Here is a 23,417-nt window from a genome sequence, read left to right on the forward strand (position 1 = left end):
CCTGGTGGTGTTTCGAAAGCTTGCATTTTTTGGCAATTGTTTGCATTATTCGCTTATTGCAAACAGGCGTAAAGACGTAAAAATGCGAGGAATTGCGAAGTTGATGCCGGGATTTTGCGAAGGTTGCGAAGATGTCTAAGGTTTTCATGGGAGTGCGTTTGCAGCGCTTGCGGGAGGAACGCAAGCTGACCCAGGCCGCGCTGGCCAAGCTGCTGGACATTTCGCCCAGCTACCTGAACCAGATCGAGCGCAACCAGCGGCCGTTGACCGTGTCCATCCTGTTGCGGGTGGGCGCGGTGCTGGGCGTGGATCCGCAGATTTTTTCCGAGCACGACAGCGCCGGGCTGGTGGCCGACCTGCGCGACGCCTTCGGCGAGCTGCCGGACGCCGATACGTCGCTGGCGGAACTGAAGACGCTGGTCGAGAACATGCCGGGCGTGGCGCGCGCCATCGTGCAGATGCAGAGCCGCTACCGCATGGTGGCCGGGCGCGCGGCGGCGCTGGAGTCGCAATTCGATGACGGCAACCGCGGCATCAGCGTGGCGCCGCCCTCGGTCGATGAGGAGGTGCGGGATTACCTGAACCAGCGCCAGAACTACATCGACGAGCTGGACCGCGCCGCCGAGCTGCAGATGGACCCGGACGCTGCCGCCTTGCAGCGCCGCCTGGCCGACCGGCATGGCGTGACGGTGCTGTCGTCGCATCAGTCCGGGTTGCCGGCGGCGCGGCGACGCTATGATCCGGATCAAAAAATACTTTGGCTGCCCGATACGATCAGCGAGGGCCAGCGGGCGTTCCAGATGGCGGCGCAACTGGCATTGCTGGAACAGGCGGAGACGATAGCGTCGCTGGTGCGGGCGGCATCGTTTTCCAGCGAGGCGACCCGGGATGGCGCGCGTCTGGCCTTGTCGAACTACTTTGCCGGAGCGGTACGGCTGCCCTACCGCCGCTTTCTGGCGGCGGCCGAGGCCTGCGGCTACGATATCGAGCTGCTGGCGGGACAGTTCGGCGTCAGTTTCGAGGCGGTTTGCCACCGGCTCAGCACGCTGCAGCGCCCAGGATTTTCCGGCTTGCCGGTGTTTTTCGTGCGCGTGGACCGGGCCGGGAATATTTCCAAGCGGCAGTCCGCAGCGGCTTTCCACTTTTCCCGCGCGGGCGGGACTTGTCCGCTGTGGGTGGTGTACGAGGCGTTCAGCCTGCCTGGCCAGGTGTTGCGCCAGGTGGCGCGCATGCCCGACGGCAGCACCCACCTGTGGATCGCGCGCCAGGTCAGCAGCGGGCCAGCCGGTTTCATGGCGCCGGGCAAGTCGTTTGCCATCGCGCTGGGCTGCGATATCAGCCAGGCGCAGCGCATGGTGTACGCCAAGGGCCTGGACCTGGCCAATCCCGACGTCGCCACGCCCATCGGCAACGGTTGCAAAGTCTGCGAACGCAATGACTGCCCGCAACGGGCGTTTCCGTCCATTTTGCGGCAAAAAGCCGCGGCGGTGCGGCCGGCATGACAGCGTTTGGTTCCCCAGGAACTCAGCTTCGTCCTACAGCCACACCGCTTGCGCACCTATAGCCGCATCAGGGCGCTCCAAGCATGATGAGTGTTGTCACCTCGTTATCCAACGCGGGACTTTACTCACCATCTGGAGACCAAACATGAGCTACCTAGACCGCGATACCTACGGCATTTACAGCGACACCTCGGCCGGCCCCGGCCCCCGGCTGATGGGGGCAGACACACTGATCGGTGAAGACGTCTACAACCTCCAGGACGAAGACTTGGGCGACATCAAGGAGATCATGCTCGACATGCGCCAGGGCAGCGTTGCCTATGCGGTGTTGTCGTTCGGCGGCTGGCTGGGCATGGGCGACAAATTGTTCGCCGTACCTTGGCAGGCTTTGCAACTGGACAGCGCCAACAAGCGCTTCCTGCTGGATGTGTCCAAGGAGCACCTGAAGAACGCCCCCGGCTTCAACAAGGATAACTGGCCCGACATGGCCAGCGCCGAGTTCAGCAGCCAGATCCACAACTTCTACGGCACCCAGCAAAACGTGCGCGGCGCCCGCACCGCCAGCGGCAGCGTGATGGGCAGCGGCACTGGCAGCCTGCAAAGCGATCCGGGCGCCAGCGCCAGCCGCTCCGCCCCCGGCAGCAGCAGCGGCAACATGTAGCGGCTGGCCCACAGAACGCGCAGATTGGCTCGTCAAGGCATGCGATAGCAAGCGTGCCTGACGGGCATCTCTGGTCTAATTGTTGCATCGACAGCAATCAGACCCACCATGCAAAAATCCTACGCCCTTCCCCTGATCGCGCTGGCTCTGTGCGCCGGCAATCTTCCCGCCCTCGCCTTTGAACCCCTGCCGCCGGAGACCATGGACGACGCCCGCGTCTTCAAGGTCGAGATATTGCAGGTCACCGACATCGAGCCTTACCAGCAGGCCTACACCGGCTTTATGAAGTCGCTGCACGACAGCGGCCTGGTCGAGGGCAAGAATTTGCGCATCAACCGCGTGGCGATCGACTTCGATGTCGAGAAAGGCGGCTTCTGGAACCGGCTGGGCGTATTGCTGCGCATCCGCCAGGAGACCAGCCGCATCGTCACCACCAAGCCTGACCTGGTGTTGACGATCGGCACGCCGGCCACCAAGTATGCGCGCGGCATGCTGGTTGACGCCCATATCCCGCTGGTGTTCACGGCGGTGGCCAATCCCGAGGACGCAGGTTGCGTGTCGCTGGTCGACGGCGGCGAAGGCGCCACCGGCTCCACCCTGTACACCGACATGTCGGACTCGCTGAAACTGGTCCGTGAGGTATTCCCCAATGCGCACCGGATGGGCATGGTGCATACCGACGATGAAAACGGTGTCGCCAACGTGGCGGCGGCAACCCGCGACGGCAAGCCCTTGGGCCTGGACGTCAGCACGCGGCTGGTGAACAAGACCGATCCCATCGCGCCAACGCTGAAAGAACTGTATAACGGCGGCCGCGGCGTCGATATCTTCGCCGTGCCGCTGGACACTTATTACGGCCTGCACCGTTACGAGGCGGCGATCGACCTGGGTGATTTCGGCATCGAGAACAAGGTGCCGGTGGTAACGCTGGCGATGGTGCGGGTACCGGGCGCGGCCCTGTACGTGGGCGCCGATTTCACCCAGGTTGGCCGGCTGGCCGGCAACCAGGCGGCCAGGATCCTGCAACGCCACACCAAGCCGGACGTCATGCCCATCCTGCGCCAGACGACGCCGACGGTGATGGTGGACCCGGCGCGCATGGCGGCATTGAAGGTTACCCTGCCGGCCGCGATGATGGTCCACAAGACCGAGACCAGCAACGGCTTCTGGCAGATCGACATGGCCCAGTAGACGCACCAATAGCGGGCATTTTTTCTGGCACGTTTCTTGATAGAAGAGAAATGTACTCATCAGGGAATGTTCGATATGGCTAAATTCTTCAACGAAATGACCGCCGACGGGCTGGCCCACCACGCCAGCGCCGAGGTACGTGAACACTACCGCGAGTTTTGCGGCTGGCTGCAACGCCAGTCGGCCGAGACCATCGAGCGCAAGCGGGCCGAGGCCGATTTGACCTTCCGCCGGGTCGGCATCACCTTCGCCGTCTACGGCGACGATGCCGGCACCGAGCGGCTGATCCCCTTCGATACGATACCGCGCATTATCCCGGCGGCCGAATGGAAGCAGCTGCAAACCGGGCTGGTGCAACGGGTCCAGGCCCTGAACATGTTCATCCATGATATTTATCATGACCAGAACATCATCAAGGCCGGCATCATCCCCGCCGAGCAAATCTACCAGAACGCCCAGTACCGACCCGAGATGCAGGGCATCAAGGTGGTGTCCGACATCTACGCGCACATCGCCGGGGTCGACATCGTGCGCGCCGGCCAGGGCGAGTTCTACGTGCTGGAGGATAATCTGCGGGTGCCGTCCGGCGTCTCCTACATGCTGGAAGACCGCAAGATGATGATGCGCTTGTTCCCGGAACTGTTCGCCCGCAACAAGATCGCGCCGGTCGACCACTATCCCGACTTGCTGCTCGATAACCTGCGCTCGGTCGCGCCCATGGGCATCAACGATCCGACCGTGGTCGTGATGACGCCAGGCATGTACAACTCAGCCTACTTCGAACACGCTTTCCTGGCGCAGCAGATGGGCGTGGAACTGGTCGAGGGCAAGGATTTGTTTGTCAGCGATAACACGGTGTTCATGCGCACCACGCGCGGCCCCAAGCGGGTGGACGTGATCTATCGCCGCCTGGACGACGACTTCCTCGATCCGCTGGCGTTCCGGCCGGATTCATCGTTGGGCGTGCCGGGCTTGCTGTCGGTGTACCGCGCGGGGCGCGTCACGCTGGCCAACGCCATCGGCACCGGGGTGGCGGACGACAAGTCGATCTATCCCTTTGTTCCCGACATGATCAAGTTCTACCTGTCCGAGGAGCCGGTGCTGAACAATGTGCCGACCTACCAATGCCGGAAGAAGGAAGACCTGGCCTATACGCTGGCCAATCTGCCCGAGCTGGTGGTCAAGGAGGTGCATGGCGCCGGCGGCTACGGCATGCTGGTCGGCCCGGCCTCGACCAGGCAGCAGATCGAGGACTTCCGGCGCCGCCTGATCGCCAAGCCGGACGGCTACATCGCCCAGCCGACGCTGGCCTTGTCGGCCTGCCCGACCTACGTGGAAAGCGGCATCGCGCCGCGCCACATCGATCTGCGTCCCTTTGTGTTGTCCGGCAAGACCATTTCGATGGTGCCGGGCGGACTGACCCGCGTCGCCTTGCAGGAAGGCTCGCTGGTGGTGAACTCGTCGCAAGGCGGCGGCACCAAGGACACCTGGATTTTGGAACGCTAAGGAGAGCCCATGTTAAGCCGCACCGCCGATCACCTGTTCTGGATGGCGCGCTACACCGAGCGCGCCGAAAACACCGCCCGCATGCTGGACGTCAACGTGCAGACCTCGATGTTGCCGCAGTCCGACGAGGAAAACGCCCACGGCTGGCGCGCCATGCTCGGCATCTCCGAGCTGCAATCCGCCTTCGACCGCAAGTACGACGCGCTGGAGGCGCGCGCCGTCATCGATTTCATGGTGCGCGACCCGGACAACCCCTCCTCCATCGTGGCCTGCCTGACCGAGGCGCGCGAGAACGCCCGCGCCGTGCGCGGCACGCTGACCACGGAAGTGTGGGAAATCCAGAACCAGACCTGGCTGGACATGCAGAAACGCCTGGACAGCGATCTGCTGGAAAACGATCCCAGCAAGTTCTTCGAATGGGTCAAGTTCCGTTCGCATTTATCGCGCGGCGTCACAGTTGGCACCATGTTGCGCGACGAAGCCGTGCATTTCATCCGGCTTGGCACCTTCCTGGAGCGGGCCGACAACACCGCCCGCATCCTCGACGTGAAGTTCCACGGCGGCGGCGCGGAAAGCACCGGCGAGACCATGACCCAGCGCGACTTCTATTACTGGGGCGCGCTGTTGCGCTCGGTGTCCGGCTTCGAGATCTACCGCAAGGTGTATCGCGACGTCATCACCCCGGCCCGCATCGCCGAATTGCTGATGCTGCGCGGCGACATGCCACGCTCCTTGCTGGCCTGCATGGACGAAGTGGTCCAGAACCTGCGCGAGGTGCGCAACGACGTGTCCGCCGACACCGAACGCTACGCCGGCAGGCTGCGCGCCGAACTGCAATTCGGCAAGATCGACGACATCCTGGCGGCCGGCCTGCACGACACCCTGACCGGCTTCCTGGCCGACATCAATCAACTGGGCAATCGCGTCAGCCGCGATTTCCTGGTGCCGCTGGCGGCTTGAAACGAGGCACTCTATGCAACTGACGATACGTCACGAAACGCGCTACACCTACACCACGCCACTGGCCTACACCATCCAGCAGCTGCACCTGACGCCGCGCGCGGAGTCGCAGCAGCACGTGCTGTCGTGGAACATCGCCATGCCGGGCCATGTGCATGCCTACACCGATGCCTATGGCAACCTGTCGCACATGATGACGATGAACGTGCCGCACCAGGGGTTGACCATCGTGGCCCGCGGCGTGATCGAGACCACCAGCCCGAAACAGGGCCGGATGCCGAACGGCGACAGCCTGTCGCCGCTGATCTACACCGTGTCGACGCGCTTGACCGAACCCACGCCCGGCATTCTGGAACTGGCGGCGTCCTGCCTGCCGGACGGCAAGGCGCAAACCAAGGACCTGATCCGCCTGGCGGAGCACATCTTTGGTGCGGTCCGGTATCAAAGCGGTGCGACCGCCGTGACCACCACCGCCAGCGACGCGCTGGCGCTGGGCGAAGGCGTGTGCCAGGACCATGCCCATCTATTCCTGGCCTGCTGCCATGCGCACGGCATACCGGCGCGCTACGTGTCCGGCTATATCGACCCGGAAACCAGCGACCACGCCGCCAGCCACGCCTGGGTGGACGCCTGGGCCGAGGACAGGGATTACGCCGGCTGGGTCAGCATCGATGTGACCCACGCGCGGCTGATGACGGACGCCTATTGCCGCCTGGCCATCGGCCGCGACTACGATGCGGCGGCGCCGGTGCGCGGCGTGCGGCGCGGCGGCGGCACCGAGTCTATGAGCGTGGATGTGCAGATCGTGCCGCAATAGATAGTGCTCCCACCCCGGGTGTACAATAATAATTATTCTAATCAATAACTTGTAACGATGACCTATTGTGTGGGCATGCGCCTGAATGCCGGGCTGGTGTTTCTATCCGATACACGTACCAACGCAGGCGTGGACCAGGTCGGCACCTTCCGCAAGATGAGCGTGTTTGAAATCCCCGGCGAACGCATGATGGTGATGATGACCGCCGGTAATCTGTCGATCTCGCAATCGATACGCCAGCTGGTGTCCGAACAGCAGAACGCCGATGGCCATAGCATCTGGACCGCCACCAGCATGCACGAGGCGGCCCGCCTTCTAGGCGACGCCGTCCGCCAGGTGCACGAGCGCGACGCCAAGGCGCTGGCCGAGTTCGGCATCGAGTTCAACGTCAGCATCATTTTCGGCGGTCAGATCAAGGGCGAGCGTTGCCGTTTGTTCCAGATCTATTCGGCTGGCAACTTCATCGAATCGCACGACGAGCACACCTACTTCCAGATCGGCGAGGCCAAGTATGGCAAGCCCATCCTCGACCGCGTGGTCACCCCCGCCACCAGCCTGGACGATGCCGCCAAATGTGCGCTCATTTCGATGGATTCGACCTTGCGCTCGAACGTGTCGGTCGGGCTGCCGCTGGATTTGCTGGTCTATGAGACGGAGAAACTGGCGGTCACCCATTTCGTCACCATCGACGAGCGCAACCAGTATTTCCAGATGATACGCAATACCTGGGGCCATCAACTGAAGCGGGTATTCGAAGGACTGGACCATCCGGTCTGGGACGCCGCGCCTGAAGCCACCAACAATGTGCTGCATTCGGCCCGGGCCGGGGGCCAGCCGGTGCGCGTGGCGCCGCCGGCGACCGTGGCGGTGCCGCCGCTGTCGAACACGCCCTTGCAGACGCTCACGCAACAATTCCATGACGGGCAGCAGTAACACCAGCGTTCCGGAAAGAGTATGATGCAGGAAGTTTTCACCTTACACGGAGCGATGCATGTCCGACGCCTTACCGCCGTTAGCCGAAGAACAAATCTTTTCGGTCGATACCTTGCTCAAATACATGGGCAATGACGATAAGGCGCTGGCCGTAGTCTCGAAGATCGTGCGCGATGCCTGCGCTCCCGGCATGGCGCCGATGCAGCAAACCGCCGCCGCCCTGCGGGAGGAGCGTTACGCCGATGCCGGCAAGCTCTTGCACAGCCTGCGGGGATCGATCGGCACGCTGGGCGCCAAGCGTCTGGTGGCTTCTTCGCTCAAACTGGAGCAGGCGATCGCCGGGCGCCTGCCAGACCAGGTCCCCGCCCTTTTCCTGGATCTGGAATTCGAGTATCAACTGGTATTGCAGTCGGCCGACGGCTGGTTGCAAGGCAATGCACCATCAAGCGGGCAAGCCGCCCAAGCCTGAAGTTACAGTTACACGCCGGACTACTACCATTTGCGAACGGCCACCTGGACCGCCGCATGCGCCCCACGCCTGAAGATTGCCTGATCAGTTTATTGCTGCCTGCGAGTCAACTAATTACAACACCGCCCGCGCAAGGAAGCAAAAAATCGGGCATATTATTCAGAAATTGTGAATACTTATCCGTGTTGCAGTGCAACCAGGCGCGTCCCGTTAGCGCTTTATTGCCCCGCTTAACGAATGGTTACAATTGTTACCCTGAATATCCGCCTGCAATCAAGAGGCTGAAAAGCTTCGTGATAATATCCGAGCCGTACCAGCGAATTCAAGGCGGCTAGCAAGGCAGAACCTAGTGTGCGCCATGTTTTCCGATAATTTTGTAGAATGGAAAGATAAATTTATTGCGCTGAGGCATCTTGCGCAATTGATAATTTGTCTCAGTGCAAGTATAATGGTGCATTGCGTCGAGACACTGGACTGGCGCGCGCAGCATTTGAAGTACCACGGCAGGCGGCCCGGGTTTCAGCCTGGGCAGCGCAGTAGATGGCTCTCCTCACTGATAGTGGTGCTGCTTTAACCAAAGGTAACTAGAATATGGAATTATTCAACAAGTCTGGCGTGCTGGTATCGTCGGTGCTGGTGCTGGTGGGAGCGCTGATCGCTTGCCAGGCACAGGAAGACGGGATCCCTTCGCCGACCATGATTGAAGCCGCCGCCATGCAATTGGGTCCACAAGGTCAACCGGCCGCCGAGCGCCGCTTGCAAGAATGGGCCGAACAGGGTTCGCCGGTGGCCCAGCGCGAACTGGCGCTGCGCTATCTGGCCAACCCGGCCAAACGCGGTGAAGCCCAACAGTTGTTCGAGCGGGCCGCCAATGCCGGCGACGCCCAGGCGGCGGTAGGACTGGTCGGTATGTATCACGGCAAGTCCGCAGGCATGCAAGACGCCGCCGGCAACGCCGCCCTCACCGCCGGCCGCGTGATCAAGGAAGCCGCCAACGTGAACTACCTGCCGCGCTGAGCACCTTGCTCCCATCGCCATAGAGCCGCAACACCTGTCCGGTGCTGCGGCTTTTTTATTGCGCTGTTGATTTATACTTTACAAAAGATGAATAGGAGCGTTGCATGGACCGGTTGCGTGCACTGGAAGTGTTTGTTGAAGTCGTTCGCCGGGAAGGTTTTGCCCGTGCCGCGGACGCGCTTGACACGTCGCCCGCCAACGTCACCCGCTACATCAGCGACCTGGAGGCCCATCTGCAAACCCGGCTGCTGAACCGCAGCTCGCGCAAGATGTCGCTCACCGCCAGCGGCGAAGCCTTGTTCGAGCGCGCCAAGTCCATCCTGGACGATGTGGCCGAGGCGGAGGCCATCGTTTCCTCCGCCACCATGCAGCCGCGGGGCGTGCTGCGCATCAATGCCCCGCTCAGCTTCGGCGTGTTGCACCTGGCGCCGCTGTGGGCCGGCTTTCTGCAGAAATATCCCGACGTGCAACTCGATGTGGCGCTGATCGACCGCGTGGTCGATATCGTCGAGGAAGGTTACGACATGGCGATCCGCATCTCGCGCGCCGGCTCGGCCTCCCATGTGGCGCGCAAACTGGCCACTTCGCACAATATCCTGTGCGCGTCGCCGGCCTACATCCAGCAGCGCGGCATGCCCATGCAGCCCGCCGACTTGCTGCAACACAGCTGCATCGGCTACAGCTACGCGGCCACGGCCGACGAGTGGCAAATTCTGGACGCCAAAGCGCAGCTCCATACCGTCAAAGTGTCCTGCGTCATGCATACCAATAACGGCGATACAGCGCGCGGCGCGGCGTTGGGCGGCCTGGGGGTGATCTGGCAGCCCAGCTTCCTGGTCGGCGCCGACCTGCGCGCAGGCAGGCTGGTGCGCGTGCTACCCGACTACCATATGCCCGATATCGATGTGCTGGCGGTCTACCCCAGCCGCCGCCACCTGAGCGCCAAGGTGCGGGTGATGATCGACTTCCTGGTCGACGAATTTTCCGGCACGCCGCCGTGGGACCGCGCTGACTGATTTGCAGCCATAAAAATCCCCGAGTCCATTTGACGCACCTCATATAGCCAGCCCGTCCTGGCGCAGATACTTGTCTGTGCTGACTGCACAGGAGGGGATGCGACGATGGATCAACGCGAACAATACCGGGAGCAACTGCAAGCCTTCACGCGCCAGCACCGGGCGGGCCACTGGAGCGGCAGCTTTGCGCAGTTCATGGAGCAGGTGCTGCCGATGGCGCCCTGCCAATTCGTGCGCAGTTCGCATCAATACATCTGGGACATGCTGGGCTGGAGCGGCCAGCAAGACGAGCACGGCAGGTTACGCTGCAAGCTCTTCGCTGACGAGCTCTTCGGCATCGACGATGCGTTGGCGCGCGTGGCCGACTATTTCAAGGCCGCCGCGGCCGGTTCCGAAGTGGGGCGGCGCCTGCTGCTGCTACTGGGGCCGCCGTCCGGCGGCAAATCCACGCTGGTGATACGGCTCAAGCGCGGCCTGGAGGAATACAGCTACACCGACGCCGGCGCCCTGTTCGGCATTGCCGGCTGCCCGGTGCACGAATCGCCGCTGCATCTGGTGCCGCACACCATGCGCCCGGGCTTCCGCGAAACCTATGGCGTCGACCTGACCGGCGAGCTGTGTCCACACTGCCGGATGCGGCTGGAGCACGAACTGAGCGGCGACTTCCTGCGCATGCCGGTCGAGCGCATCTTCATTTCCGAGGCCGGACGCAGCGGGGTCGGCACCTATGCGCCGCATGATCCGAATACGGCCGATATCGCCGACCTGGTGGGCTCGGTCGACCTGTCCAAGGTGGCCGAGTTCGGCGATGAAGGCGATCCGCGCGCCTGGTCATGGTCGGGCGCCGTGTATGCCGCCAGCCGTGGCATGCTGGAGATGATAGAAATCCTCAAGGTCAAGCGCGAGTTCCTGTACCTGCTGCTGACGCTGACGCAAGAGAAGAACGTCAAGGTGGCGCGCTTTCCGCTGATCTATCTCGACGAGACCATCCTCGCCCACACCAACCTCGCCGAGTTCCGCAAGTTCCTGCAGGAGAGCGAGAATGAGGGCTTGTTGGATCGCATGGTGATAGTGCAGGTGCCCTACACCTTGAACTACCGGGATGAGGCACGCATCTATCACAAGCTGATCCTGGCGGCGGCGCCGGCCTTCCGCAGCGTGCACCTGGACCCGCATGTGCTGCACGCCGCGGCCGTCTTTGCCGTGCTGACCCGCCTGCACGAAGGCGAAGAGCGCGACGGCGAATTGGCAAGGCGGGTGCGCATCCATGCCGGCGAGGACGTGGACGGCGTCCATCCGTCCGAGGCGCAGCGGCTGCGCAGCAAGGAAAAGGCGCCCGACGAGGGCCTGTCCGGCGTGTCGCCGCGCTTCGTCATCAATGCTGTGTCCAACGCCATCATTCAAACCTCCCGCAGCAGCCTGACCACGATGGACTTGCTGCTGGCGCTGAAGGATGGCATCGAAAGCGATGCGCGCATCGAGCCGGCCCGCAAACGCAAATGGGTCGACTATCTGGTTTTGACGCGCAAGGATTTCTATAACCGCTGGGTCAAGGAAGATGTCCACAAAGCCTTGTTCGTCTCGTTCGAGCAAGAAATAGAGGATTTACTGGGCAAGTATCTGGACGAGGTCGAAGCCATGCTGGACAACCGCCAGGTCAAGGACCCCATCACCAGCGAAGAACGGCGGCCGGATGAGCGTTTCCTGCGCGCGGTCGAGGAAAAGATTGCGATTTCCGATTCGGGAAAACAGTCATTCCGCCAGGAAGTGGTACGCAAGGCCATGAGCGCGTACAAGCGCGGCCAACGCTTCGGCCTGGGCAGCCACGCGCAGCTGCGCGACGCCTTGCAGCAATATCTGTTCGAGCAACGCCGCGACGTGCTGCGCCTGGTCAGTTCCAGCAAGCGTCCCGACGACGAGGTACGCGCCAAGATTTCCGCGGTGGAGCAGCGCCTGGTTGACGACTACGGCTACGACAGCCACTGCGCGCGCGAAGCTTTGAATTATGTCACCACGCTATTGGCGCAGGAATGAGGCCAGACCATGCAGACCGGCCAACGCGACTGGTACGAATTGTTTTCCCGGGGCGCGCGCGATTGGCTGCGGCACAACGACAAGGTGCGCAACGCCGTGCGCGATCACTTGCCTGAGATCATATCCTCGTCCGAACTGATGAGCGAACCCGGTCAGCACAGCGTGCAAGTGCCGCTGCGGCTGCTGGAGCATGCGCGCTTTCGTCTCGCGGAGCACAATAGCACCACCGGCGCCGGCCAGGGGCCCGGTCAACCGGGCGACCTGCTGATGCCGCCCGATGAAGCCTACGGCGATGAAGGCGGCGCCGGCAATGCGCCGGGCACGGTCACGCTGATGATGGAGTTTTCCATCGACGATATTGTGGACTGGCTATGGCAAGAATTTCAATTGCCTTCGCTACAGCCGCGTGGCAACGCCACACTGGAACAACCGGAATTCCTGCAGCGCGGCTGGGACAAGCATGGCGCCCGTTCGCGGCTGGACCGGCGCCGCACCATCAAAGAGGCCGTCAAGCGGCGCGCGGTGCAGAATACGCCGGCGGCATTTACCAATGAAGACCTGCGCTTCCGCCAGCTCGTCGAGCGGCCACGTCCCAGCAGCAAGGCCGTGGTGTTCATGGTGCTCGATGTCTCCAGCAGCATGACACAGGCCGAGCGGCGCCTGGCCAAGACCTTCTTCTTTCTCGCGCTGCAAGGACTGCGGCGTAGCTACCGGCGGCTGGAACTGCGCTTTCTGGCGCACGCGGCGCGCGCGTGGGAGTTCAACGAGAGCGAATTCTTCGAGGTCAGCGGCATGGGCGGCACCATGGCGTCGACCGGCTTTGAGCTGGCCCGATCGCTGCTCGATGAGCACTACGATGCAGCCAGCTACAACAGCTATCTGTTCTACGCCTCGGACGGTGACAATTTTTCCGAAGACCGGACGGCGGCCAGCAAGTTGCTGGGCCAACTGGCGAGCCGCATGAATTATCTGGCCTATGTCGAGACTTTGCCCGGCATGCCGCGCATGTTGGAGACCGAGATGGGGCGGCTGTGGAAGGAGCGCGAACGGCAGGGGCTGCCGTTGTCCAGCGTGGTGCTGACCCAGAGCGAAGACATCATCGGCGCGCTGAAACAATTTCTGACGCAGCAGGCTGGCGCCGAGGAAAAAGCATGAGTACGCTTGAGGATTGGACTGCCCGCATTGAGCAACTTGCCAGCGAGCTTGGACTGGAATACTGCCCGGTCGATTACGAACTGGTGCCGCAAAACTTCATGCTTGAAATCGCAGTGTACGGCGTGCCGGTGCGCATGCACCACTGGTCGTTCGGCTTGCGCTACATCCACCAGCTGCTGCATCAAAACATGGGACACTCGCGCATCTTCGAGGTGATGTTCCCCGGCGATCCGTGCCGGGCCTACATGATGAATCAGAACAGCCTGGCCGAGAACACCCTGGTGGCCGCCCATGTCATCGGCCATGCGGATTTCGTTCGACGCAACAGCTTGTTCGACCGCTTCCTGAACATGACGGGCGGACATATACTCGAACAAAGCGCGGCCCGCGCCCATCGCCTCGACCTGGCGCTGGCGCGGCACGGCCAGCGACGGGTAGAAGCCGTGCTGGACGCCGCCTTGGCCTTGGAGCCGCACATCGACATCCAGCAGGAGCTGTACCGTCCGCCCTACCCCGACGCCCAAGCAGCGCCGCCACCGCTGGCAAGCGGGCCTTTCCAGCAACGTTATCGCGCCCTGCCCGGCGAGCTGCTGGCATCGCCGCAGGCAGCGGAGCGGGCGCCGCTGCCGCCCCACCCCGAATATGATTTGCTGTGGTTCGTAGCACACTACGCGCCGGAACTCCAGGATTGGGAGCGAGACATATTCCTGGCCGTGCGTGAAGAATCGTTCTATTTTTATCCGGTACATGCCTGCCAGATCATGAACGAAGGCTGGGCGTCCTACTGGCACGCACGATTGCTGCGCGAGGCAGAATTCCTGCCGCATGCAATCTACCTGCAAGCCCTCAAGGCGCATTCCGATGTGGTGCGGCCTTACGCGGGCGAGCAACAGTTGGCGCTCGCGGTCAACCCCTACCACCTCGGCTTCAGCATGTGGGAGCGTATCGTCGAGCGGCAAGGCATCGAGGCGGCGCGCCGTATTTGCAGCGAGGAGGACGACTTCGGCTTCATCCGCAACTACCTGGAGGCCGACCTGGCTGCCGAGCTGGGCCTGTTCAGCTACCAGATGCGCAAGGACGGCGAAACGCGTCTGCTCAGCCGGGATATACACGAGGTACGGGAAGCCATACTGGGACCGAAATACAACTACGGGGCGCCGCGCATCGCAGTCGACAAGGTGCTGGAGGACCAGAGCCTGGTCTTGCGGCACGACCACGCCAGCGATGGGCGTGGGCTGGACCTGGCCGCCGCCGAGCAGGTGCTCAATTATGTGGCCCGCATCTGGCGCAAGCCGGTCACCCTATTGACGGTGGACTTTCGTGGCGCCCCACGAACGTTGAGCGTCAGCCACCCAGATATTCCACATACCAGCGCAAAGCCTGCCTGAGTCCGCGCCGCAGATCGTGGGTGGGCGCGTAGCCCAAAAGTTCCCGCGCCTTGGAAATGTCGGCCTGGGAATGGCGCACGTCGCCGGCGCGGAATTCGCCGTACTCCGGCTGAAAATCGCGCAGGTGCGGGTAGCGCTCCACCAGCAAGCCATGCAGCATCAGGTATAGTTCGTTCAAACTGGTGCGCTCGTTGAGCGCAACGTTGTAGACCTGGTTGACCGCGTCCTTCCGATCTGTCAAAGCCGCCAGCAGGTTGGCCTGCACGGCATTGGCGACATAGCAGAAGTCCCGGCTGGTTTCGCCGTCGCCGTTGATCACCAGCCGGCGCCGCCCTATCATCGCCGCGATCCACTGCGGAATGACCGCTGCGTAGGCGCCGGCCGGGTCCTGGCGCGGCCCGAACACATTGAAATACCTGAGGCCGATGCATTCGGTGGCGTAGCAACGCGCATAGACATCCGCGTACAATTCGTTCACATATTTGGTTAGCGCATACGGCGACAGAGCCTTGCCGACCTGGGCTTCCTGCTTGGGCAAGGCCGGATGGTCGCCATAGCTGGCGCTGGAGGCGGCATAGACGATGCGCCGCACGCCGGCCAGGCGCGCGGCCTCCAGCACGTTGAGACAGCCGCCGATATTGATATCGTTGCACAGCAAGGGCTCGTGCAGGGAGCGCGCTACCGAGCCCAGCGCTGCCTGGTGCAGCACGAAGTCGGCGGCATCGCAGGCGCGGTTGCAGGTGGACGCGTCGCGTATGTCACCTTCGATCAGCTCGAAGCGGCGCCAGGCCTCCGGGCTAACCGTGCTCCTGACTTGCTCCAGGTTGTGGCGGTGGCCGGTCAGGAAGTTGTCGAGTCCGACCACCCGCTGGCCCAGCTCCAGCAAGCACTGCAACAAGTTCGATCCGATGAATCCCGCGACCCCGGTGATCACCCAGCGGTACTGTTGCTGTTGCAGATGTTCGCGCACCTCCTGGTAGCTGGTGGTGGCCGGCGTGCCATCTTCGTAGTCGGCCATCATAGCCTCCAGACGCTGAGTCCGCATTCACGCAAGGCCTGCTCGTCATACTGGGACTTGAGGTCGATGAAGCAACCATCCTGGACGATCTTGGCGCGCAGCTGCTGCAAGGGGCGTTCGGCCAGTTCGCGATGGGCCACCGCGCTGATCATCGCCTCCGCGCAGGGCAGCTCGTCCCACTGCTCCAGCCGTACGCCATATTCATGCTGCGCTTCGTCGGGATCCGCCACCGGGTCGTGCACATGGACATGCAAGCCATAAGATTCCAGCTCGACGATCAGATCGGCGACCTTGGAGTTGCGCAAGTCCGGACAGTTTTCCTTGAACGTCAGCCCCAGCACGTTGACCCGGCATCCCTTGAGCTTGAACCCTGCGCGCACCATTTCCTTGACCGTCTTCTCGGCAACAAACTTGGCCATGCCGTCATTGATGCGGCGCCCCGCCAGGATCACATGCGGGTGGTAGCCCAGCATTTCCGCCTTGTGCGTCAGATAATAGGGGTCGACGCCGATGCAATGCCCGCCCACCAGGCCGGGCCGGAACGGCAGGAAATTCCACTTGGTGCCGGCCGCCTGCAACACCTGCAGTGTGTCGATGCCCATCCGGTCGAAGATGATGGCCAGTTCATTCATCAACGCGATATTGAGGTCGCGCTGGGTATTCTCGATCACCTTGGCGGCTTCGGCGACCATGATGCTGGATGCGCGATGCACGCCGGCGTCCACCACCTCCTCGTACAGCGCGGCCACGCGTTGCAGGGTGGCGTGGTCGTCGCCCGCGACGATCTTGCGTATGGTCGCCAGCGTGTGCTCGCTGTCGCCGGGATTGATGCGTTCGGGCGAGAAGCCGACATGGAAATCCTGCCGCCAAGTCAATCCCGAACACCGCTCCAACACCGGAATGCAGATCTCCTCGGTAGCGCCGGGATAGACCGTGGATTCATAGACCACGACGGCGCCGGCCTTCATATAGCGCCCCACCGACTGGCTGGCGCCGACCAGCGCCGAGAAATCCGGCTGGTGGGCGCTGTCGACCGGGGTCGGCACGGCAACCACGATGAAATCGGCCTCGCTCAGCGCAGCGGGATCGCAGCCCATCTCCAGCAGGCGCGCCGCGGCGAATTGCTCACTGCTGACCTCTCCGCCCGGATCGAAGCCGCGCCGGTAGTTCGCCACCTTGCGCGCGGACAGGTCGACCCCGATGGTGCGGCGGCGCGCACCAAAAGCCACCGCCAGCGACAGCCCCACATATCCCAATCCCACCACGGCTACGACTTCCATCATGCACCTCGCGTCTGAACGTTAAACATGCGTCTCGGCCGATTCTACGGAGCGCTTCCGGGCCGCTGTTGAGGTGTCGCAAACCAGCGCCGATTGCGCCGCAAGGCCGCTCCGTTTGTGTTGTATCAAAGAGTGCAGCGACCAGAGTTCCTACTCTATCCCTACCGTTCGCCAAGGAGAGTCTCATGATGTGCGTCCGCCTCCTTTCCGTGTTGTCTTTCGGCGGATTGATCTTGGCGCTCAGCGTCTATCCCCTGCATGACAGCTGGCTGCCCGCCATGTTGCTGGGCTACGGCGCCTTGCTGTGGTGGCGGCCTTTGCTGTGGCTGCTGGCCTTGCCCGCCTTGCTCCCCGTGCTGGATCTGGCGCCGCATACCGGCTGGTTCTTTTTGGAAGAAATCGACCTGTTCCTGTTGCTGACGGCCGGCGCCTGCTACTGGCGCCTCGACCTGACAGGCATGCGCCCGGCCTTTCCGCCGCTGTTCCGTTTCAGCCTGTGGTTGCTGGCCGGCGCCTGGTGCCTCGCGCTGTGGCGCGGCTTGCAGCCACTGCCGCCGATTGATGCCAATTCCTTCAACAACTACCTGAGTCCCTACAACGCGCTGCGCGTCGGCAAGGCGTGGTTCTGGAGCTACGTGCTGCTGCCGCCGTTGAGGCAGGCGCTGGCCCCCGACCTGGCGGGCTTGCGCCGTTTGCTGATACCGGGCATGTTGATCGGCCTGCTATTGACCAGTGCTGCCGCGACCTGGGAACGCTGGCAGTTTCCTGGCCTGCTCAATTTTTCCAGCGACTATCGCATCACGGCGCCGTTCTCCGCCATGCACACCGGCGGGGCCGCGTTGGACGGCTACCTGGCGATGAGCTTCCCTTTGCTTGGCGCATGGCTGTTCGAGCAACACCGGCCGGCGCGGCAGGCAACGGCGTTGCTGATGCTGCCGCTGGCGCTGTACGCCGGCCTGGCGACCTTTTCGCGCGGGCTGTACGCGGCCTATGCGCTGGCCGTCCCCATCCTTGCCGGCATCCCCTTGATGGCCATCTTACGCACCGCTCCGGCCAGGCGCCGATGGCGCGCACCGCTGGTCGCCGCCGCCGGCGCCGCGCTGGCCGCCTGCGTACTGGGCGTGGTGTTTGAAAGCAGCGGGTATCGCGGCTTGGCGGCGGCCCTGGCCTTGTTGACGGCGTCCCTCATCCTGTCCTCCCTGCCTTTGCGGGCGCCCGTCCTGGCGAGCAGCTTGCTTTGCGGCGTCGCGCTCGCCGGAGGATTGGCGTGGCTGTTGCCGGTCGGCGAACCGCCGGTGGCCATGCTGAAGAGTCCCTATCTGCTTTTTCTGCTCTCGTTCGCCGCCTTCGCTCTGGCCGCCTGCCGCCGACGCCCGCTATTGCCTTTGGCCATGCTGGCCTTGGCGGGGCTGGCCGTCAATGCCGTCTGGATCGCCTACCATCATGCCGGCCCGGCCACGCTGGTACCGAGCACCGGCTTGTTGCTGACGGCCATGTCGCCGCTCGCGCTCAATGTCCTGCGCCGGCGCCCGCTGTGGCGCCTGCGCCGCGCCAGCCTGACGGCGCTGATCAGCTGCGCATTGGTGTTGGCGACCGCCGTCCCGGTCTACAACGGCTACTTCGTCGCCGAGCGGTTTGCCAGCACCACGAGCGATCTGTCGGGACGCATCCAGCACTGGCGCAACGCGCTGGGCCTGTTGGATGACGACCTTGGCACCGCGATCCTGGGGGCGGGTCTGGGCAAGTTCCCCGTCCTGTACTTTTGGCGCAACCAGCAACACGAGGTTCCGGCGAGCTATCGCTATCTGGATCAGGATGGCAATCGCTTTCTGCGCTTGTCCGCCGGCGCGTATCCGGCGGGTTATGGCGAACTGCTACGCTTGCTGCAGATCGTTCCCATCGAAAGCAACACGTCCTACATGCTGGCGTTGGACGTCGCGAACGGCGCCGCGCCCGCCTTCCTGCAAGTGAATCTGTGCGAACGCCAGCTGCTCTATCCGCAGGGCTGCATTCCCCTGCCCATGCGTCGGCTCCCGCATGCCCCCTATTGGCAGCGATATCAATTTCCCTTGTCGTCCGGCGCCCTGGGGCGCCCCGGCCGCCGGGTGCAGCTGGAAATCGCCGTCGAAGGCGAGCAGGCCGCGCTGGACATCGACAATGTGAGCTTGCGCGATCTCGACAGCCAGCATGAACTGGTGCGCAACGGCACCTTCTCCGACGCCAACAATTACTGGTTCTTCAGCAGCGATCGCCATCACCTGCCCTGGCACCTCAAGAACCTGGGACTCAACCTGTATTTTGAAATGGGCTGGCCAGGGCTGCTGGCCTATGCCGGCCTGCTGTCGAGCGCCGCCGCCGAACTGCTGCGCTGCGCACGCGACGGCGCGGCCGGCGCCCAGGCGCTGGCGCTGCTGGCGGCGCTGGGCGCGTTCCAGGTCGTCGGCCTGTTCGACAGCTTGTTCGACGTGCCCCGCATCACCTTGTTGTTTATGCTGCTGCTGTGCGCCGCCGCGCTGCGGCCCGCCCCTTCCATCCGTCCTGCCGCGAGCGCCCCATGTTGAAACCTACCTATTGGCCGGCGTTGCTGGCCTTGAGCCTGGCCTTTGCCGCCTCCGCAGACGAACTCAGCCGCACTATCGAGCTCGTCAAACCTTCCGTGGTGGGCATAGGCAGTTTTCAGAAGACCCGCAGCCCGGCCCTGTCGTTTATCGGATCTGGCTTCGTGATCGAAGACGGCTTGACCGTGGTGACCGCCGCCCACGTGGTCAATGAATTGTTGCGCACCGATCAGGGCGACAACCTGGGCATACTGGTGCGCCAAGGCGACACCGCCCAGTTCCGCGCCGCCGCCGTGACGATGATCGACAAGGAGCACGACCTCGCCCGCCTGCGGGTTCAGGGCGCGCCCATTCCCGCCCTCAGGCTGGGCAACTCGGCCAAGGTGCAGGAGGGGAAGTCGCTGGCCTTTATGGGCTTCCCTCTCGGCATGGTACTCGGCCTGCGTCACGTGACCCATCGTTGCACGGTATCGGCGATCACACCCGTGGCCATGCCCTCGATCAGCTCAAGCAAACTCGACGGAAAGCTGCTGAACCAGCTGCAAAAAACCGCCTACGCCGTGTTCCAGCTGGATGGCACGGCTTATCCGGGCAATAGCGGCAGCCCCTTGTTCGACCCCGACACTGGCGAGGTGATCGGTGTGGTCAACATGGTATTCGTCAAGGGCGTCAAGGAAACCGCGATCTCCGCGCCCAGCGGCATCGCCTACGCCATCCCCGCCAGCCTGCTCGAACCGCCACCGCCCAAATAGTCAGTTCTTGCCCGCGATCAGACGTCCGGTGATACCGGGCTCGTCCCAGGTCGGGAAGAAGTAGGGATAAAACGAACGCTCTGTGGTTTGCTGCTCCATCATGCCACCGAACTTCCGGATCTGTTCGCCCATATAGTCCAGCTGCAGGCGCAGCAACACGGCCGGCGCGCCGACCCGCGTGCACGGCCGCTCGCCGCCGAAGTCGCGAAAGCCCAGCATGCGCTTGTAGAACATGACATGGCGCGGATTGACCTCGATCACGTAGTCGGTGTATCCGTGGATATTGTGCGCATAGATGTAGGAGATGTGTATCAGCGCCGCGAATACGCGCTTGGACACGCCCTTGTCGATCGCCAGCCGCGAAGGCTCGCACAGGCGCCGGTGCTGGTTGCGCAGATCGTCCAGCTTGTCCCGGAAGTTTTCATCGGCGGGCAGGCCGATCTCTTCGCTGTCCAGGCACAAGGACATGGTGCCCACGGTCTGTCCGCCGGTTTCCGCAAACAGCGTGATCTTGTTCAGCGCATGGCTGGCGTTGGGGTCGACCGAATAGCCGCGCCAACCGTACATCTTCTTGAGCAACAAGCTGGCCGCTTCGCGCCGCCCCTGCGAGTTGGCCATGCGGATGTGGAATATTTGCTGGTCTATGGTGTGGTCCAGTTCCTTGTTGCTTACGCCTTCGCCGACCACGAGGTCGCGCAGGCCTGGACCGGCCTCAAAAGAAACTATTGCGTCGTCATGTTGCACGGTTGGCATCCTGTCAGGTCTGTCGGCCAGCTGTCGGCAAAGGACAAACTGGGCTCATGCTCTTCAGACCTGCCTAGTGGATGAAAAGTTCCCCGAAATTTGAAATATTTTTTTGCCTCAGAACCAGCTTTCGGGGATCACCAATACATCGCCGGGCAACACCGCTACGTTGGCAGAAATATCGCCGTCGCGCAACAGGTCCTGCAAGCGCACAGGCAAGCTCTGCCGTGTGCCGTTCACCGTGCGGATGATGTTGGCTTTATTGCCGGCGGCGAAGTCCGTGACGCCGCCCACCGCGATCAGCACGTCCATCAGCGACATGCCCTGGCGATAGGCCAGCGCCTGCGGCTTGGCGGCCTGGCCGATGACGCGGATCTGCTGGTCGTATGGGCCGACGAAACTGGTGACGATGACGGTCGCCATCGGCTGTTGTATGTATTTTTCCAGCGCCTTTTCCACGTCGCGCGCCAGCTGGGTCGAGGTCTTGCCGGCCGCCTGCAAGTCTTCGACCAGCGGCGTGGTGATTTTCCCATCCGGCCTGACCGGCACGCTGACCGACACCTCCGGATTGCGCCAGACATTGATGTTGACCACGTCGCCGGCGCCGATCAGGTAATCGCCCTGGGGCGCCACCGGTTCTTCCGGCGGCAGTGCAAGGCGGTGCGCGCAAGCCGCCAGCAACAAGGCCGGCAGCGTAGAAAAGGCAATACGCAAAATAGTATGCATGACGAATCCCGTTTGAATAGTCCGGATTCCATGATTGAGAAAAGCCGTCCGCCGCTGCTTGATCTGGCTCAATCACTGCCCAGTTAAGAAAAAAACGCCATATTCCGAGCCATATAATTTGGATTCACCTTCCCCAAGCTACCGGAGAAAACACATCATGGAGCAGATGATTAGCCAGTTGTTAATCAGCTTGCAGGGAATATGGAAATATCGCTGGTATGCGATCGGCGTCATGTGGCTGGTGGCGCTGGCCGGCTGGACCAAGGTGGCGCTGCTGCCCGACGATTATCAAACCACCGCCCGGGTCTTTGTCGATACCCAGAGCATACTGAAGCCGCTATTGTCCGGCATGACCAGCGTCCCCAACGTCGAGCAGCAGGTCTCCATCATGAGCCGCACCTTGCTCAGCCGCCCGAACGTCGAGCGCGTGATGCGCATGGTGGACCTGGACCTGAATGCCAAGACCGCGCGCGATCACGAACAGCAACTGGACGAATTAATGAGCAAGATTAAAATCGGCGGCACCAACACTTACGACATCTACACCATCACCTATAACAATCGCAGTCCGAAACTGGTGCACGACGTCGTGCAATCGCTGCTGACGATATTCGTCGAAGGCAGTTTCAAAGGGAAGAACGGCGAAACCCGGAAAGCCGTGCAATTCATCGACGAGCAGATTAAATCCTATGAAGACAAATTGATTGCGGCGGAGAATTCAGTCAAGGAATTCAAGTTAAAGAATAACGGCCTGTTGCCACGCCAGGGCGTCGACTACAGCAGCCAGATTATGCAGTCGGCGGACACGCTGAACGCCGCCCGGCTGGAATTGCTTGAAGCCGAGCAGGCGCGCAACGCCATCCGCAGCCAGATCAGCGGCGACGAGCCGGTGCTGGGCGCCGACCTCAACCCCGCCAGCATCGACAGTCCCGAGCTCGACGGGCGTATCTCGGCGCTGAACAAAAACCTCGACGCCTTGCGCATGCAATACACCGAGCTGCATCCGGACATCATCGCCGCCAAGCGCCTGGTGGCGCAGCTGGAGGCGCGCAAAATCGAGGAAAGCAAGCTCAAGCCAGCGGGCGACCCGGGCAAGAACTATAGCCCGATGCTACAACAACTCAAGGTCGCGCAAACCGAGGCCGACGCCAAGGTGGCGGCCGTCGGCGCCCGCGTGCAGGAGTACGCCGCCCGCCACCAGCGACTGCTGGCGCAGGCGAACGCGGTGCCGGAAGTCGAGTCCGAACTGGCACAGCTGAACCGGGACTACCTGATCAACAAGGACAATTACGAAAAACTGATCGGCCGGCGCGAGGCGGCCAAGCTGTCGGGTGAACTGAGCTCCACCACCGAAATGATGGCCTTCAAGATCATCGATCCGCCCACGGTGCCCTTGTTGCCGGCCGGTCCCAACCGGGTCCTGCTGTCCAGCCTGGTGCTGGGCGGCGCGCTGCTGACCGGGCTGGCGGCCGCTCTGCTGATCAGCCAGGTGCGCCCCACCTTCCTCAGTCCGAGTGAGTTGCGCGAACGCACCGGCTTGCCGGTGCTGGGCACGGTGTCCATGAACTGGACCAATCTGCAGAAAATCAAACGCAAGCGTGGCCGTTACGCCTTCGGCACCGCCCTGTCCTGTTTGTTTGTAGCCTACGGCGCCGTGTTGGCAATGGCGGCGTTGCGATATTAGGAGTAG

At 62.7% G+C, this 23,417-nt stretch carries 20 protein-coding genes; 16 read left to right on the plus strand and 4 right to left on the minus strand.

Going from position 1 to position 23,417, the window contains the following annotated elements:
• Positions 1-131: 131 nt before the first annotated feature.
• The 13 genes from AC07OK_RS06395 to AC07OK_RS06455 all read left to right on the plus strand — a co-directional run bounded on the left by AC07OK_RS06395 (position 132) and on the right by AC07OK_RS06455 (position 14,649).
• The gene (locus tag AC07OK_RS06395) at positions 132-1,502 is read left to right on the plus strand and encodes a short-chain fatty acyl-CoA regulator family protein (protein WP_494689510.1); all 1,371 of its coding nucleotides are present in this window, start codon (positions 132-134) and stop codon (positions 1,500-1,502) included.
• A 145-nt stretch (positions 1,503-1,647) separates the two neighbouring features.
• A complete protein-coding gene (locus AC07OK_RS06400) occupies positions 1,648-2,163 on the plus strand; it encodes a PRC-barrel domain-containing protein (protein ID WP_494689511.1) in 516 nt (171 codons plus the stop codon).
• Positions 2,164-2,271: 108 nt separating this feature from the next.
• Entirely contained in the window at positions 2,272-3,354 is a 1,083-nt protein-coding gene (locus AC07OK_RS06405; RefSeq protein ID WP_494689512.1) for an ABC transporter substrate-binding protein, read from the plus strand.
• Between the two features lie 75 nt (positions 3,355-3,429).
• Positions 3,430-4,860: a circularly permuted type 2 ATP-grasp protein gene (locus AC07OK_RS06410; protein ID WP_494689513.1), complete on the plus strand. Its 1,431-nt coding sequence runs from the start codon at positions 3,430-3,432 to the stop codon at positions 4,858-4,860.
• A gap of 9 nt (positions 4,861-4,869) precedes the next feature.
• Positions 4,870-5,820, plus strand: a complete 951-nt coding sequence (locus AC07OK_RS06415) for an alpha-E domain-containing protein (protein ID WP_494689514.1) — start codon at positions 4,870-4,872, stop codon at positions 5,818-5,820.
• A 13-nt stretch (positions 5,821-5,833) separates the two neighbouring features.
• Positions 5,834-6,637 carry a transglutaminase family protein gene (locus tag AC07OK_RS06420; protein WP_494689515.1) on the plus strand — a complete coding sequence of 268 codons (804 nt, stop codon included), beginning with the start codon at positions 5,834-5,836 and terminating at the stop codon, positions 6,635-6,637.
• Between the two features lie 57 nt (positions 6,638-6,694).
• A complete protein-coding gene (locus tag AC07OK_RS06425) occupies positions 6,695-7,570 on the plus strand; it encodes a proteasome-type protease (protein WP_494689516.1) in 876 nt (291 codons plus the stop codon).
• Positions 7,571-7,628: 58 nt separating this feature from the next.
• A complete protein-coding gene (locus AC07OK_RS06430) occupies positions 7,629-8,039 on the plus strand; it encodes an Hpt domain-containing protein (RefSeq protein ID WP_494689517.1) in 411 nt (136 codons plus the stop codon).
• Between the two features lie 591 nt (positions 8,040-8,630).
• Positions 8,631-9,056 carry a hypothetical protein gene (locus AC07OK_RS06435; protein ID WP_494689518.1) on the plus strand — a complete coding sequence of 142 codons (426 nt, stop codon included), beginning with the start codon at positions 8,631-8,633 and terminating at the stop codon, positions 9,054-9,056.
• A gap of 104 nt (positions 9,057-9,160) precedes the next feature.
• The gene (locus AC07OK_RS06440; RefSeq protein ID WP_494689519.1) at positions 9,161-10,072 is read left to right on the plus strand and encodes a LysR family transcriptional regulator; all 912 of its coding nucleotides are present in this window, start codon (positions 9,161-9,163) and stop codon (positions 10,070-10,072) included.
• Positions 10,073-10,177: 105 nt separating this feature from the next.
• The gene (locus AC07OK_RS06445; RefSeq protein ID WP_494689520.1) at positions 10,178-12,106 is read left to right on the plus strand and encodes a serine protein kinase; all 1,929 of its coding nucleotides are present in this window, start codon (positions 10,178-10,180) and stop codon (positions 12,104-12,106) included.
• A gap of 9 nt (positions 12,107-12,115) precedes the next feature.
• Positions 12,116-13,261, plus strand: coding sequence for a DUF444 family protein (locus tag AC07OK_RS06450; RefSeq protein ID WP_494689521.1), 1,146 nt, complete (start codon positions 12,116-12,118; stop codon positions 13,259-13,261).
• The gene (locus tag AC07OK_RS06455) at positions 13,258-14,649 is read left to right on the plus strand and encodes a SpoVR family protein (RefSeq protein WP_494689522.1); all 1,392 of its coding nucleotides are present in this window, start codon (positions 13,258-13,260) and stop codon (positions 14,647-14,649) included. Before AC07OK_RS06450 ends, AC07OK_RS06455 begins: the two co-directional genes overlap by 4 nt.
• Here AC07OK_RS06455 and AC07OK_RS06460 read toward each other — a convergent pair.
• Positions 14,606-15,667 (minus strand): SDR family oxidoreductase, encoded by a 1,062-nt coding sequence (locus tag AC07OK_RS06460; protein ID WP_494689523.1) that lies wholly within the window; start codon positions 15,665-15,667, stop codon positions 14,606-14,608. The genes AC07OK_RS06455 and AC07OK_RS06460 overlap by 44 nt on opposite strands.
• Positions 15,667-16,947: a nucleotide sugar dehydrogenase gene (locus AC07OK_RS06465; RefSeq protein ID WP_494689662.1), complete on the minus strand. Its 1,281-nt coding sequence runs from the start codon at positions 16,945-16,947 to the stop codon at positions 15,667-15,669. The genes AC07OK_RS06460 and AC07OK_RS06465 overlap by 1 nt, the downstream gene beginning before the upstream one ends.
• Before the next feature lie 185 nt (positions 16,948-17,132).
• Between AC07OK_RS06465 and AC07OK_RS06470 the strand changes: the two genes are divergently transcribed.
• Together AC07OK_RS06470 and AC07OK_RS06475 are read left to right on the plus strand one after the other, a co-directional pair.
• Complete coding sequence (locus AC07OK_RS06470; RefSeq protein WP_494689524.1) at positions 17,133-19,508, plus strand: hypothetical protein; 2,376 nt, start codon at positions 17,133-17,135, stop codon at positions 19,506-19,508.
• The gene (locus AC07OK_RS06475) at positions 19,502-20,257 is read left to right on the plus strand and encodes a S1 family peptidase (protein ID WP_494689525.1); all 756 of its coding nucleotides are present in this window, start codon (positions 19,502-19,504) and stop codon (positions 20,255-20,257) included. Before AC07OK_RS06470 ends, AC07OK_RS06475 begins: the two co-directional genes overlap by 7 nt.
• Here the strand turns inward: AC07OK_RS06475 and AC07OK_RS06480 are convergent, their stop codons facing one another.
• On the minus strand, positions 20,258-21,010 hold the full coding sequence (locus AC07OK_RS06480) for an N-acyl amino acid synthase FeeM domain-containing protein (protein WP_494689526.1): 753 nt from the start codon (positions 21,008-21,010) through the stop codon (positions 20,258-20,260).
• Between the two features lie 108 nt (positions 21,011-21,118).
• On the minus strand, positions 21,119-21,727 hold the full coding sequence (locus AC07OK_RS06485) for an XrtA/PEP-CTERM system exopolysaccharide export protein (protein ID WP_494689527.1): 609 nt from the start codon (positions 21,725-21,727) through the stop codon (positions 21,119-21,121).
• A 157-nt stretch (positions 21,728-21,884) separates the two neighbouring features.
• Between AC07OK_RS06485 and AC07OK_RS06490 the strand changes: the two genes are divergently transcribed.
• On the plus strand, positions 21,885-23,411 hold the full coding sequence (locus AC07OK_RS06490) for an XrtA system polysaccharide chain length determinant (RefSeq protein WP_494689528.1): 1,527 nt from the start codon (positions 21,885-21,887) through the stop codon (positions 23,409-23,411).
• Positions 23,412-23,417: the final 6 nt, after the last annotated feature.

Source organism: Duganella sp. GW821-FHT07G03 (assembly GCF_059418605.1).